The sequence below is a fragment of the Microbulbifer agarilyticus genome (genome assembly GCF_019800665.1).
Taxonomy (GTDB): domain Bacteria; phylum Pseudomonadota; class Gammaproteobacteria; order Pseudomonadales; family Cellvibrionaceae; genus Microbulbifer; species Microbulbifer agarilyticus_C.
This window is the reverse complement of record NZ_JAHVKO010000003.1, coordinates 413,942-427,418: the sequence shown is the minus strand read 5'-3', so window position 1 is coordinate 427,418 and position 13,477 is coordinate 413,942. Positions and strand designations below refer to the sequence as shown.

At 56.7% G+C, this 13,477-nt stretch carries 12 protein-coding genes; 5 read left to right on the top strand and 7 right to left on the bottom strand.

Going from position 1 to position 13,477, the window contains the following annotated elements; all coding sequences use genetic code 11:
- Positions 1-62: 62 nt before the first annotated feature.
- The 4 genes from KUV22_RS07505 to KUV22_RS07490 form a co-directional block, all read right to left on the bottom strand.
- Positions 63-866, bottom strand: a complete 804-nt coding sequence (locus KUV22_RS07505; protein ID WP_222229845.1) for a heme/hemin ABC transporter substrate-binding protein — start codon at positions 864-866, stop codon at positions 63-65.
- A gap of 129 nt (positions 867-995) precedes the next feature.
- Complete coding sequence (locus KUV22_RS07500; RefSeq protein WP_222229843.1) at positions 996-1,436, bottom strand: ExbD/TolR family protein; 441 nt, start codon at positions 1,434-1,436, stop codon at positions 996-998.
- A complete protein-coding gene (locus KUV22_RS07495; protein ID WP_222229841.1) occupies positions 1,433-2,122 on the bottom strand; it encodes a MotA/TolQ/ExbB proton channel family protein in 690 nt (229 codons plus the stop codon). The genes KUV22_RS07500 and KUV22_RS07495 overlap by 4 nt, the downstream gene beginning before the upstream one ends.
- 89 nt (positions 2,123-2,211) lie before the next feature.
- On the bottom strand, positions 2,212-2,910 hold the full coding sequence (locus KUV22_RS07490) for an energy transducer TonB (protein WP_222229839.1): 699 nt from the start codon (positions 2,908-2,910) through the stop codon (positions 2,212-2,214).
- Positions 2,911-3,121: 211 nt separating this feature from the next.
- Here KUV22_RS07490 and KUV22_RS07485 point away from each other — a divergent pair, with 211 nt between their 5' ends.
- The 4 genes from KUV22_RS07485 (at position 3,122) to KUV22_RS07470 (ending at position 7,301) form a co-directional block, all read left to right on the top strand.
- Positions 3,122-5,179, top strand: coding sequence for a TonB-dependent hemoglobin/transferrin/lactoferrin family receptor (locus KUV22_RS07485; RefSeq protein WP_222229837.1), 2,058 nt, complete (start codon positions 3,122-3,124; stop codon positions 5,177-5,179).
- Between the two features lie 256 nt (positions 5,180-5,435).
- On the top strand, positions 5,436-5,936 hold the full coding sequence (hutX, locus tag KUV22_RS07480) for a heme utilization cystosolic carrier protein HutX (RefSeq protein WP_224917548.1): 501 nt from the start codon (positions 5,436-5,438) through the stop codon (positions 5,934-5,936).
- Between the two features lie 22 nt (positions 5,937-5,958).
- Entirely contained in the window at positions 5,959-6,504 is a 546-nt protein-coding gene (locus KUV22_RS07475) for a HugZ family pyridoxamine 5'-phosphate oxidase (RefSeq protein ID WP_222229833.1), read from the top strand.
- A gap of 227 nt (positions 6,505-6,731) precedes the next feature.
- Positions 6,732-7,301 carry a hemerythrin domain-containing protein gene (locus tag KUV22_RS07470; protein WP_222229831.1) on the top strand — a complete coding sequence of 190 codons (570 nt, stop codon included), beginning with the start codon at positions 6,732-6,734 and terminating at the stop codon, positions 7,299-7,301.
- Positions 7,302-7,317: 16 nt separating this feature from the next.
- Here KUV22_RS07470 and fnr read toward each other — a convergent pair whose 3' ends face one another.
- The 3 genes from fnr to mmsB form a co-directional block, all read right to left on the bottom strand.
- Positions 7,318-8,043, bottom strand: coding sequence for a fumarate/nitrate reduction transcriptional regulator Fnr (gene fnr, locus KUV22_RS07465; protein WP_222229829.1), 726 nt, complete (start codon positions 8,041-8,043; stop codon positions 7,318-7,320).
- Between the two features lie 68 nt (positions 8,044-8,111).
- On the bottom strand, positions 8,112-9,557 hold the full coding sequence (hemN, locus tag KUV22_RS07460; RefSeq protein ID WP_222229827.1) for an oxygen-independent coproporphyrinogen III oxidase: 1,446 nt from the start codon (positions 9,555-9,557) through the stop codon (positions 8,112-8,114).
- Positions 9,558-9,662: 105 nt separating this feature from the next.
- Positions 9,663-10,562, bottom strand: coding sequence for a 3-hydroxyisobutyrate dehydrogenase (mmsB, locus tag KUV22_RS07455; RefSeq protein ID WP_222229825.1), 900 nt, complete (start codon positions 10,560-10,562; stop codon positions 9,663-9,665).
- 359 nt (positions 10,563-10,921) lie between these two features.
- Here mmsB and pulA point away from each other — a divergent pair, with 359 nt between their 5' ends.
- Entirely contained in the window at positions 10,922-13,459 is a 2,538-nt protein-coding gene (pulA, locus tag KUV22_RS07450) for a type I pullulanase (RefSeq protein ID WP_222229823.1), read from the top strand.
- Positions 13,460-13,477: the final 18 nt, after the last annotated feature.

Here is a 13,477-nt window from a genome sequence, read left to right as displayed (position 1 = left end):
AGGCCTTATCATGGACCCTATCCCGGGCCTTAGAACAGACTTGCGCTCGCTCCGGAGCAACCTTACCGATCTACAGCAATCTTATCGTTCAGCTTTTTGGCCTCACGCAGGCTAGCCAGCCCCAGACCGCCCAGCAATGCATAGCCATCCACCGCGAAAAATGCGGCTCGCTTTCCTGCCGGGGTAAGCTTGAGCAGCGGTTGCCACACCAGCAGTTCAGCACCATCGCGCAACTGGTCCGCCTGGTCATCGGAAAACAGTATCCAGTCCGGACGCAGCTCGACCAGAGCTTCATCGGACAACTGCTTGTAACCGTCAAATGTCACCACATTCACACCGCCGGCCAGCCGAATCAGACTGTCCGGACTGGTACCAACCCCAGCTGCCTTCAGGCCACGGCCACTTTGCGCGCGCACAAACAGGATGCGTGGTGGTTGCGACAGCGCCGCGCGTGCACGTGCCAGAGAAGCCAACTGTTCCTCGACACTTTGCTTCACCGCCTCCGCGGGCTTACCCAGCACCTCACCCAGTCGCTGAATATTTTCCAGCAGTTGTTCGCCACTCTCCGCCTCGGGCAATTGCACGATTCCCACGCCGGAGTTTTCCAGCAGTGTCAGCGTATTTGCTGGCCCCATATGATTGCCCCCCACCAGCAATTGTGGGTTCTGTGCCAGCAAGCCCTCGGCCGGTAGATGCCGGTAATAACCAACGACTGGTAGCACACGAAAATCTGCGGGCAGACGCGTTGAGGAATCCACTGCGACGAGACTGTCACCGCCACCCAGTGCAAGCACCAGTTCGGTAATGGAGTGTCCCGCGCTGATCACTCGCTCCGGCACCGCCAGGGCAACACTGCTGACGAGCATCAGTGCGGAAGCCCCAAATAAACGGGAGAGTGAGCGCTTCCATTTCCATCTCCAATTACAAGGTTTCGGAAAATTCATAGTGCAAATCCAGTCGAACAAATCTTATTAATCGTGTATCCAGGCGAGCATTTACGGCGCGTTCGCCGTATGTGGCTGCAAGGCAATCTCAGCCACTTCCACGCCCTGCTTCTGCAGTAGCGCAAACAGGTCCAGCATCCGCTGCACCGGAACATTGCGGTCCGAAGCCAGCGCAACGGGCCGATCCGGCTCTGCAGCCAACAACGTCATCAACGACCGTTCGAATTCCGCTTGTGTGCGGAAACCCTCGCCATCAATACCCCAGAGTTCGGGGCCATCATTGGAGAGGGAAATCGTCAGCGGATGTGCAGGCATGGCGGCAGCGGCGTGTTCGCTGGCCGGCAAATCCATTGGCAGCGATGCCAGTCGCATATTTGCGGTCAGCAGTAAAAACACTAAAACAATAAAAATAATATCCAGCAGCGGCGTCAGGTCAGGTGCCAGATTGGCCATGGAAAACTGCCGGGAATTTTCCGGGCTGACACGAATCACGAGGTCGGCTCCGCAATATTCACCACATCGCGCACGCAGGCTTCCGGGGTTTTGCAACACGGGTCTAGCCCTTCTAGCCACAGGTTGCCGCGGTTAAACAAATGCTCGAGGTCCGCCACCACCCGGTCGCTCCAGATGGCCAGCAGGTGTGCGCCGGCAATCGCCGGCAGCGCGACAATGAGGCCAGCGGCCGTTGTACTGAGAGCCATACCCAAACCGTCGGCCAGTAGCGCTGGCGTCACAGGTTCACTGCTGCCGGAAAGGCCGGCAAACATTCCGATCAGCCCGAGCACGGTACCGAGCAGCCCCATCAGGGGACTGATAATGCCGATCACCATTAACAGGCGAAGCCCGCTGTGCAAGCGGCGACGTTGATCCTGCAGCCAGACTGCGGCGATCTCTTCCCGCTGGTTTTTTTCCACCTTGCGATGCTGTAACAACAGAGCGGTTGCTTGGCTCGCCAGCGCCCGTTCTGTTTCACATTCCAGCGCGAGTCGGTCGAGACCACTCTCATCGGAACACTGCAAACGTTTAAAAGAACCACTAATCCCTCGGTGACCAGTTGTCAGCAAAAACCACAGGCGCTCCCCAAGAAGCGCCAGAGCCAGTGCAGACACCACAAGCAAGGGCCAACCCATAAGGCCGAGCTGAATAAAAAAATCCGCTAGGGAGAGGTGCTCGAACATTTCGATCTCAAAAATTTCCGTGGACCGGTTTATTTACCAGTGTTTTTTCACAAGTGCTTTCTAGAGTAATTCTCACAACTGGCATGCATTTAGAGAGCAAACCGTATTGGCAGCTGAACACGGGAAACACGCGCGCGGCCGCCCTCCCGATAAGGAAGAAAATTCCATCCGGCAACGGCTTTCAGTGCCGCTTCGTCCAGACTGTCCACACCGGAGGATTTCAGTAAGCGACGCACCACCTGGGCACCAGCCTGATCCAGCTGCACCTCCACTACCACCGTTCCCTGTTGTCGGCGCTTGCGTGCCAGCTCTGGATAAACCGGGGCACCGGGTGGGCTGGCGAAAGCCGGGCGCTCAACCAATACCGGCTCATCGCTCACGCTCTGTTGCGTGCTTTTCGGGGCACTCACCTCATCCTGCGGTTTCGTTTCCGCTGCAGCCTGAGGTTGTGCAACTATCGGCTCGGCCTTTTTCGGCACCGGTTTGGTAGTGGGCTTTTGCGGCGCTAGCTTTTTCACTGGCTTGGGCTTGGCAACCGGCTCAGGTTTTACAGGCTTTGGCTTAGGTTCTGGTTTAGCCGCCATCGGTTTTGCCGGCTCGGGCTTTACCGGTACTGGCGCCTCCACCGCTTGCTGTGCTGCCGGGGCAGCAGCGAGCTTGAGCTGGCCAAGCTTCAGCGCCGTGGTACCTGAGGGTGCCTGATCCACATCAACGGCGGGCGCAGCCCACAGCAGCCACGCATGCAGGGCAAACGAGCAGGACACCATAACCAGCAGGCGCTGTTTCACTTTTTATCTCCGCCCTCTCAGTAACTGCAGCGCAGGTTAGCAACTTGGGACTGTTTAATCAAATGTAAATCGTTCGCATTTACAATCACACTTTCATCAACTACCATGCGCGGCAATCGCATTTACCGAGCCAATGAATTTTGGGGACAGCGCCTACGGTGTGGCACTCGGTAGCAGTTATCAGGGAACGTCAAATACAAGGGGCATGTTCATGGGTCACATCAAATCACTTCGCATCCACCCTCTCACCGCGGCCGTCCTGGCCTTGAGCGCAAGTACCGCGGTGGCGCAGGAAGACACTTCAGGTCAGCCGGTAATCCAGTTTGGTGAAGTGCTGGTTGCTGCTGATCGCAACCCGGCAGCCAAGGAAAAAGACGAGAGCATCGTTGTGGTTGAGCGCACCCAGCTGGAAGAGCAGCAGCCCGAGTCCATTGCCCAAGCACTCAAGTACGAGCCCAATATCGAAGTGGTCGGTGGCCCGCGCTATTCCAACCAATCGCCCAATATTCGAGGCCTGTCTGAAACCCGTGTCCTGCAGACCATTGACGGCGCACGCCAGAACTTTAACTCGGGCCACCGTGGCACTTACCAGCTGGACCCGGAACTGTTGAAGCAGGTAGAAGTGAAGAAGGGCCCGGCTTCCAGCCTGTGGGGCTCCGGCGCGATCGGCGGCGTTGTCGCGATGTCCACCAAGAGCGCGTCCGACCTGCTAAGCGGTGACGACACCTTCGGTGGCTATGTGAAAGAAGAGCTTGGCACCAACGGCAACTCTAACGAAACCACGGTTGCCGCCTATGGCCTGTCCGGTGACTTTGACTATCTAGTAAATGCTTCCGTATCCGAAAACGACAATGTGGAGATCGGTGGCGGTGAAGAGCTGACAGACAGTGCCGGCGAGAACACCGCGCTGCTGGCCCGAGGTGGCCTCAAAATCAGCGACAACCAGCGCCTCGACATCTCGTTCCGTTACAACAACCGTGATGAAGCAGTGCCATCCAACCCGAACGCAAATGTCGGCACTAGCTCCCCGCTGGTTGAGCGCGACATCACCGACCAGAACGTGACCGCTAACTACTGGGTACAGGCACTGGAAGGCAAGCACACCTCCAGATTCACGGTTTACCGCAATGACACCCAATTTGAAGAGTTCCGCCCGACCCAGGGAGAGGACGGTCAAAACGACAATACTGAAGTCACCACAACCGGTATCGCCATCAACAATGCTACCGAAGGTTTCGGTGCGCAATGGGTATACGGCTTGGACTGGTATCAGGACGACGTGACTACCGTACGTGACGGTGACAACCGCCCGGAAAACATGAATGCGGACACCGACGTAATGGGTGTTTATGCCCAGGCCGCCTTCACCTTTGGCGAAATTTTCACACTGACCCCGGGTGTTCGTTACGACCGTTTTGAAGCAAAGAGCCAACAACTGGAAGACTCCGCTCGCGACGACAGTGCGGTCTCCCCGTCGCTGGCTGCAGAAATCAAGGCAACTGAATGGTTGTCCCTGAGCGCCAGCTACGCAACCGCCTTCCGCGCGCCTGGCGTCGAAGAGATGTACACCCAAGGCACCCACTTCGCCTACGGCGACTTCAGCTTTATGGGCCTGGGCTTCCTCGCCAACACTTTTATCCCCAACCCGGACCTGGAAGCGGAAGAAGCCAAGAACGTCGAATTGCGTGCGGATATGGCGTTCAGCGGCCTTGCCACCAGCGAAGACCAGCTGACGGTGAGCACTGCTGTTTTCCGCAACAAGGTAGATAACTTTATCGAGCAGGTAGTGATCAACCCGCACTTCATGCTGGGCTTCCCCATGAACACGACTTATCTGAATGTGGATAAGGCCGAACTGAAAGGTTTCGAACTGGGTGTGAACTATCTGGTGAGCGATCTTGAGTTGGGTATGAACTATGGTCAAACCGAAGGTAAGGACCTGTCTGACGATAGCTACTTGAGCAACATCCCGGCAGATAAAGTGGTATTGGATGTAGGCCACTACTTCCTGCAACGCGACCTGAAGGCGGGCTTCCGTACTGCGTTCATTTCTGCGCAGGAGCAATTGCCAGAGGAAGAGACTCGCGAGTTTGGCAAGTACAACCTGACCGACGCCTACGTCACTTGGGAGCCAGCCACCGGAAGCCTGAATGGCCTCAAGCTAGGCCTCGCTGTGGATAACCTGACTGACGAAGAATACCGGGTAGCCTTCCAGGAACTGTATATGCCGGGCCGCAACATTAAGCTATCTGCAAGCTACCGCTTCTAATGCAAGGCTAATAAGCCAAGGGCCAACACGAACAAGCGACCTCGGCGGGTAATTACTTGGCAAACGATTGCCGACAGGTTGTTTGACAAGTTATTACCCGTGGAGGTCGCGACTCACGAAGCTCGTTGGCCCGGGACTTCGCGGCCCGCCGAATCTGCGGTGGCCACCGCGCAAACAACCTGTCGGCAATCGTTTGCGCAATGGCCACCCCAGCTTCGGCTAGTTCAGTAATTACGAGATACTTTTGGTGTTATTTATGCAGGAAAAGGTACAAGAACTGCTCGCTAGTGAAGCTGGATTCACTTTGGAGCAAATGGCGAAGAAACTCGAAACCAGTGTACGGGAAGTCATTGCCAACCTTCCTCAGGAAATGGCTTCGCTGGCTGGCAGAGAAGATGTGTGGAGCCTGATCGAGGAATTGCCCAGTTGGGGCAAGGTGACCGCGATTGTGCAAAACGAAGGATCGGTGTTCGAGTTCAAGGGTGAGTTTCCCAAGGGCAGTGTTGCCCATGGCTACTACAACTTTATGCACCACAAGAATCCCTTCCATGGCCACTTGTTGGTAGACGGCATTGTAGAAATTGCGTTTGTCAGCAAACCGCATCGCGGGGCCGAAAGCCACTCCATGGTGTTTTTGGCACCCAGCGGCAACTGCGTATTTAAAGTGTTTCTGGGCCGCGACGCGGAGCGCAAGCTGATCCCGGAACAAGTGGAACGATTCAAACAATTGAAGCAGCTGGCCAGCGTCAGCGCTTAACTTTCTCAGGGGAGATACGGATATGACCGAACAAAATAACCAAGCACCCAAAACCGACGAAGGCGCGGATCTGGTAGCCGAAGTACGCGACTTTATCGCCACCCGCAAACTGCTGAATCTCGCGAGCCTGGCAGACGATGGCCAACCGCACGCGAGCACCGCTCCTTTCCTCGCCGCCGATGGCAACTTCTACCTGTACGTGTCCGACCTGTCCGAGCATGCCGCAAACCTGAAAGCTAACAGCAACGCATCCGTCATTTTTAATGCGGATGAAGCCGACACCAAACAGGCCTTCGCCCGCTTGCGTGTCACCTTCAACGTAGCTGCGAGCATGATTGAGCGCGGCGGCGAAGCTTTCCAGAACCGCATCGAGCAGCTGCGCGAAAAATTCGGTCCGGTAATGGATCACCTGAAAGACTTGGAAGACTTCAACCTGTTCGAGTTGAAGCCCAGTGCCGGCCGTTACGTAAAAGGTTTTGGCCGTGCCTACGCTCTGGAAGGCCTGGAAAAGCAGGTTGCCCTGCATCTGAAGGATGGTCACAAAGAGAAGAAAAGCGACGCAGCCTGAGGCTGGCGAAAAAACACACAAAGCGGCGCGCTTCGGGCTTTCCGGGGCGCACTACTCTACCCGACCTTCTCCATACTCTCTCCAAACTCCCTCCACCCCCCCCCTGCAAATCCCTCCATCACCACGCACCGACTTGATCCACATCAAATCCTATTTTCTGTAGCGAGCAACAATAGTCCTATTGGAACTTTCCATTAGAACCAAGGCATGCGCTATGGAGATGCATGATGCACAAGATCTACCAGCAGCTCTGCTGCGATCACAAACAAATGCAGCAATTACTCGATGCATTTGAGGGCTTACTGGAGCAATTGGGCAAGCAGGATAGAGACCCCGCCACCCTGCCACTTATTCTGGAGGCACTGGACTACTTTTCTGTCTACCCCGACCAGTGGCATCACCCAATCGAAGACCTGGTGTTTGAGCAACTGCTGGGTAAATCCGTGGATGTGCGCGACGTGATCAACAAAACCCTGCGTGAGCATAATCAGATCGCCGATGCGACCCGCAAAATGGGACAGCTATTTTATGCGGTAGCAAATGACGCGGCGGTAGAAAGGGAGCAGCTATTCAATTCGGCGCAGGAATATATTGTGCTGCAACGAAAACATATGCAGCGGGAAAACGAAATCTTGCTGCCGCTGGTGGCTGACCTGCTGACGCAGGAAGACTGGGATTGTATTCAGGACAAGATCCACCAGCGCCAGAGTGCGCACTTTAACGCTGGAGTAAAGCGACTCTACCAGGCAGTTTACAAGGATGTAGCCAACTCCGTGCCATTGGAGACAACCGCATAAAAGCGGCCGCGAACAATCAACTTTCGTAACTGCAATGGGTGCCCGCTAATTCACTTAGGGCAATCGGATCCAAGATGGTGACGGAGCGCCCTTGCACACGAATCAATTCCTGCTTTTGGAAGCGGGAAAGCAGGCGGCTTACCGTCTCGGCGGTAAGACCAAGATAATTTGCGATATCAATCCGCTGCATGGAAAGCACAAAGTCACTGGCGGAGTAACCGCGTCGTGAATAACGACTGGAGATATTCACCAGCAATGCTGCCAGGCGACTGTCCGCCGAGCGTTTACCCAGTAACAACAGCGCTTCATTTTCCTGTTTTAGTTCTTCAGAAAAAATACTGTAGATCTGCTTCTGCAAAGCCGGCACTTGCTGGGCGAGCCCTTCCAGTTGCGTAAACGGCAGTACGCACACGCTGCTTTCCTCAAGCGCCTCAGCATACCCCGGGTGCATGCCACCACTGTAGGCATCCAAACCGAGCAGCTCACCGGGCAGGGCAAAGTGCGTGACCTGGGTATCGCCATCGGCACCAATCACCGCCGACTTGAAGCTGCCGGAGCGGATCGCATACAGGCTGTCGAAGGGGTCGCCGGCACGGAACAGGGTTTCTCCAGCGCGCACGACTTTCTTCTTGCGGGTGACCTGTTCCAGGCGCTCTATATCGCCATCGCTCAAGCCCACCGGCAGGCACAACCGGCGTACGGAACAATTGCTACAGCTGACAGCAGGGGAAGTTTTTTTCATCGGACTACCGGTTCACCAAACGCGTGTTTGATCCATGTCATTGTTTGAATTGTATCCATTCACCGCCCCTAAAGCACCCGCGAATAGCGCGCAGCCGTCTCGGCACCATGCAGATAGGAATCAAACGCGGCAGCCGCATTGCGCAGGAACCAGCGCCCACGCTCGGTGACGAAAAGGTCACCCTTCGTTTGCCCCAACAAACCGTCATCAAACATCGGTTGCAGGCGGGTGAGCTCTGCACCAAAACCGGCTGCGAACGGCAGCCCGGTACGCCGCTCAATCTCGCGCTTGTCGATACTCAGGTGGCACATCAATTCCATGATCAGCCACTGGCGCAGACGGTCGTCCTCGGAGAGCTGCCAGCCGCGCGAGATCGCCTCGCCGCGTTCACTGATAGCCGCCGCATACTGTTTTAGGCTGTGCTGGTTCTGCCAGTAGCCATCCTTGCTGTAGCTGATCGCGGAGGCTCCGAGCCCCACCAGCGCATCCGCAGGCATCAGTGTATAGCCCTGGAAATTGCGTGCGAGGCGGCCCTCTGCCGCGGCCTGCGAGAGTGCATCCTGCGGACGCGCAAAATGGTCCATGCCGAGAAATACGTAGCCGGCGTCTGTCAGCCGGCGCGTGGCCGCCAGCTGCATGGCAATTTTTTCGGAGGGCGCAGGCATCAGGTCGGAATCGATCAGGCGCTGGGACTTGAAGCGCTCTGGCAGGTGCGCGTAGTGGTATAGCGCAATGCGGTCGGGCGCCAGGTCGAGCACCGCATCCACGGTCTTCTCCAGACTCGCTACATCCTGGCCGGGCAGGCCGTAAATGAGGTCATAGGAGATGGACCCAAAACCCTTAGCGCGCGCACCCTCGGTCAGCTCGCGGACCTGCTCCACACTGCATACCCGGTTAATTGCGCGCTGCACATCCGGGTTAAAGTCCTGAATCCCGAGGCTCAGGCGGTTAAACCCGAGTTCGCGCAAGGTATCCAGCGTTTCAATTTCCAGCGTACGCGGGTCCGCCTCGATGCTGTATTCCACATCGTCATCAGTACGCAGGTCGAAGATCTCTCCGAGCCCCTCCATTAACCGGCGCAGATCGCCATCATTAAGGAAAGTGGGCGTGCCCCCGCCCAGATGCAGCTGTACCACCGGCGCGCGCGCTACCCGATCGCGGTACCACTGTGCCTCCTTCAAGACATTCTCCAGGTAATGCGAGGCCAGCCCATATTGCTGGGTAATTACCTTGTTGCAGGCGCAGAAGTAACAGAGAGAGCGACAAAACGGGATGTGTACGTAAAGCGACAACGTTTCTACATCTTTCAACGCTTGCCACGGCTGTATCTCGCCACCATCTCGTCCGCCTCCTCGCTCACCTCCCTCCAGGGCAACAAAGCGGTCGGCGGTGGGGTAGGAGGTATAGCGAGGACAGGGGCCCGCGTATCGTGACAGCAACTCCGCCGACAGGAGTTGGTCACAGGCGTGGGGAATACGGCCTTCGCTAACAGCGGCATCGACGTGGTTGACCATCTGAGGGGCACCTCTGATCCTGACTTACGCGGTGGAAAGTCAGGCAGCGTACCCGCCGGTCTGCCCCCAACAATTGACCTAGATCAAGCGCCGGGGGCTTTACTCTCAGTCACCTACCGGGCGCCGGAACAGATTTTGAATAGAAGAGAAGTCCAGCGCGCTGTTGACCGCATCGCCGCCATGCAGCTGATAAAGATTTTTTGCCAGCGCGCCAAGCGGGGTCGATGAGGCACTCCCCGCCGCGGTATCCATGGCGAGCCCCAGATCCTTCAACATCAGCGCCACCGAAAAGCCGCCGGTGTAATCACGGCTCGCCGGCACGCCCTCCATCACGCCGGGGTAGGGATTGTACTTTTCCAGAGACCAGTTGCCGCCGGAGCTCGCGCACATGATCTCGGAAAGCACCGCGGGATCGAGCCCGTTGTCCACCCCCAGTTGTAGTGCTTCGGCGGTACCAATCATGTGGATTGCCAGCAGCATGTTATTGCAGATTTTTGCCACCTGCCCGCTGCCGGCAGGGCCGGCGTGAAAAATATTCGCCCCCATGGCTTCGAGCACCGGGCGAGCAGACGCAACTGCGCCGTCTTTCCCACCACACATAAACGACAGAGTGCCGGCGGCGGCTGCAGCAGTACCGCCAGAGACCGGCGCGTCCACCGCAGCAATTCCCCGTTCACCTGCAGCGGCAATAACCTGACGCGCGTCGTTGGCGGCAATGGTGGAGCAATCGATAAGCAGTACTTCCGGACGCATGGCCTGGATCAGGCCATGCACACCGAGATACAACGCCCGCACCGCTTCGCCACTGGGCAGCATGGATACCACGACATCGGTATTTTCAATTGCCGCCAGCGCGCTATCGGCTTTGGCGCAGCCATTGGCGACGGCGCTTTCCAACATCGTTTCGGACAGGTCAAAGGCGGTTACGCTAAAACCCGCTTTGACCAGGTTCGCCGCCATGGGGCCACCCATATTGCCGAGACCAATAAACGCTACTTTTTTCATTCGCATACATCCTTCATCCGCATACATCCTTTTTCATTATTTTTGCTTTATCCATCGCTGCTCTTTCGCCAGGCGAAAGCGTGACCTTCGCACGGAAAAGACAGGTTAATTACTTGCAAAGATACGCGGGGTCGCCAGCAAATTCACCTTCTCTACACGGAAAACCAAGTGACGCCACGTGGCCATTGGCCTTCAGCGCTACGCCCCTGCGTAGGGGGATGTGCCCTGTTCCGCCCCAGAACTAATCTGGACGCTGCGGTAAAGGCCGATCGAAGCCCCTGCTGTGTCATATATGCGTCATATATATGTGTCACGAAATTCGACGAATAATTCCAACAAAATAATAACGGTACACAGCGATGATCAAACCCATTTGTGGTGGTCGAACCCGACTGCCGGCACTCTCCTGTCTGTTTATCACCCTCTTCTCCGCGCAAGCTTCCGCAGAATGGTATTTTCGCGGCACCCCCAACGGCTGGTCAGCCGATGCCATGACCGCCGTCAGCAGCACCGAGTTCGAGAGCTGCCAGAGTTTCGCTACCGGGGATGCCAATGGCGGCCCGCGTTTCAAAATTGATCGCTACGGCAACTGGCAGGAAAACTACCCGACATCCGATTACAGTGTGGCGGCAGGTAAGAGCTATGCAATCACCTTCTATAGCGACAGCAAATCAATCCAGGTTGCGGAAGTTGCCAGTTGCGATGACACCCCCGGTGGTTTCCAGAGCAACCTGCCCAGCCTGTTTTTCCGCGGCACCCCCAATGGCTGGGGCACCTCTGAGCTGACGCTGGTCGACGACAACACCTGGCAGGTGCAGGTCAATTTCGATGGCCAGGCAAACCAGCGCTTCAAGCTCGACGTTAACGGCGACTGGAGCTGGAACTATGGTGACAACGGTGCAGACGGCACCCTCGAGCGGACCGGTGCAGATATCTTTACCGGGGTCACCGGTGATTACCTACTTACGGTCAACGACGCAAACCTGACTTACACCCTGGAAAGCGTCGCGTGCAGCAGCAATTGTGGCGGAGAAGTACAGGCCCTCGGCGCAGTCTACAGCGCAACCGAAACGCGCTTCTCGCTCTGGTCCCCGGACCACAGTGATGTACAGCTGGTACTCGATGGCCAGAGTTACCCGATGAATAAAGTCCCCGACAGTAACGGCCTGACCGACGTATATTCGGTTGCCGTCAGCGGCGACTGGAAGCTCAAGCCCTATTACTTTGTGGTGAACGGCAATTCAGTGCGCGACCCATACGGCCGCATGGTGGAACCCAATACCAATAACAACATCGTGATAGATCTGGACAGTACCGACCTGCCCGGCGGCTGGTCTGCACGCCCGGTCATGAGCGAGCGTGAAGATGCAATTATTTACGAGGTGCACGTACGCGATTTCACCATCGCGCCGGAGTCCGGGGTAAGCAGTAACAAACGCGGCAAGTTCCTCGGCATGGTGGAAAGTGGTACCACCTACAACGGCGTCTCCACCGGTATCGATCACTTGAAGGAACTGGGCGTAACCCACGTGCAGTTGTTGCCTTCCTATGATTTCGGTTCCTGCCCGGATGTGACGGACAACAGCTGCTACAACTGGGGCTACGATCCGCGCAACTACAGCATCCCGGAAGAACGCTATTCGCTGACGCCGTTCGACTACGAGAACCGCGTGCGCGAGTTCAAGCAGATGGTGGATGAATTCCACAAGGCCGGCATCCGCGTGATTATGGATGTGGTGTACAACCACACCTACGCCAAGGAAATGTTCGAACCCATTTCTACCAGCTACTACACCCCAACAGACCTGTCCGGTACCGGCAACAGTATCGATGCCAATGTGCCGATGGTGAGCCGCATGATTCGCGACTCGCTCGAGTACTGGGTGGAGGAGTACAACATCGACGGATTCCGCTTCGACCTGATCGGGATTTTCGATTACGACGAAGTGGAAGAATGGGGCACGCACCTGAACGCCACCTTCCCCGACAGAAACCTGCTGATCTACGGCGAACCCTGGAACGGTTACGCTTCCGATCCGCGCGAGCTGGAGCGGGTACGCCTAGGTACCATCGGCCGTATTCATGAAGCGCGCGTAGGCGTGTTCAACCCCAAGTTCCGCGAGGCAATCAAGGGCCAGAACGATAACGGTGGCTGTAACCCCGGGGACTGCTATGCGTTTAACAACAATCCGGACACTTGGCGCATTGAAGTCGGAAGCCGCGGCGCGTTGCGCTACAGCAATAACGCCAACACCAACATCGATTTGTGGGACCCGATGTTCGCCATGGACCCGGAGCAGAGCATCAACTATGTATCCGCCCACGATAACCTGAGCCTGCGCGACAAAATCCTACAGTGGGCCGATCTGAACGGCGTCAGTCGCGATAGCGGCTACCTGCGACGTATCCAGATGTTTGCTAACGGCATCGTACTCACCAGCCAGGGCATTCCATTCCTGCACGGCGGTGTGGAACTGATGCGCGACAAACAGGAAGACCACAACAGCTACAAATCACCGGATGCCATCAACCAGTATTACTGGAACTGGAAAATCGACAACGCCGATGTGTACGACTACTACCGCGATGTGATCGCGCTGCGCCGCGCGCACCCCGCGTTCCGCCTGACCACTTGGGATGCGGTTAACCAGCACGTGACCAGTAACCGTCCGCGTTATGGAGTAATGGTCAATCACATTAACGGTGCTGCAGTGGGCGATAGCTGGAGTGAAATACTCGTGATCTATAACAGCGCCGATAATTACACCCACAGCCTGCCGGCTGGCGAGTGGAAGGTGGCAATGGAGAAGTCGGACCCCGCTGCCGGCAACGGGCGCGTGGTCTCCGGTTCGGTAGTGGCGGAAGGCACCGCCGTGACGGTGCTCTACCGCGACTAAACCATAGCCCGTAATACA

Excerpts from the sequence above, each read along its gene's own strand:
- KUV22_RS07505 (WP_222229845.1), bottom strand. The coding sequence starts at position 866 with ATGCTCGTCAGCAGTGTTGCCCTGGCGGTGCCGGAGCGAGTGATCAGC.
- KUV22_RS07495 (WP_222229841.1), bottom strand. The coding sequence starts at position 2,122 with ATGTTCGAGCACCTCTCCCTAGCGGATTTTTTTATTCAGCTCGGCCTT.
- KUV22_RS07485 (WP_222229837.1), top strand. The coding sequence starts at position 3,122 with ATGGGTCACATCAAATCACTTCGCATCCACCCTCTCACCGCGGCCGTC.
- hutX (WP_224917548.1), top strand. The coding sequence starts at position 5,436 with ATGCAGGAAAAGGTACAAGAACTGCTCGCTAGTGAAGCTGGATTCACT.
- KUV22_RS07475 (WP_222229833.1), top strand. The coding sequence starts at position 5,959 with ATGACCGAACAAAATAACCAAGCACCCAAAACCGACGAAGGCGCGGAT.
- KUV22_RS07470 (WP_222229831.1), top strand. The coding sequence starts at position 6,732 with ATGCACAAGATCTACCAGCAGCTCTGCTGCGATCACAAACAAATGCAG.
- fnr (WP_222229829.1), bottom strand. The coding sequence starts at position 8,043 with ATGAAAAAAACTTCCCCTGCTGTCAGCTGTAGCAATTGTTCCGTACGC.
- hemN (WP_222229827.1), bottom strand. The coding sequence starts at position 9,557 with ATGGTCAACCACGTCGATGCCGCTGTTAGCGAAGGCCGTATTCCCCAC.
- mmsB (WP_222229825.1), bottom strand. The coding sequence starts at position 10,562 with ATGAAAAAAGTAGCGTTTATTGGTCTCGGCAATATGGGTGGCCCCATG.
- pulA (WP_222229823.1), top strand. The coding sequence starts at position 10,922 with ATGATCAAACCCATTTGTGGTGGTCGAACCCGACTGCCGGCACTCTCC.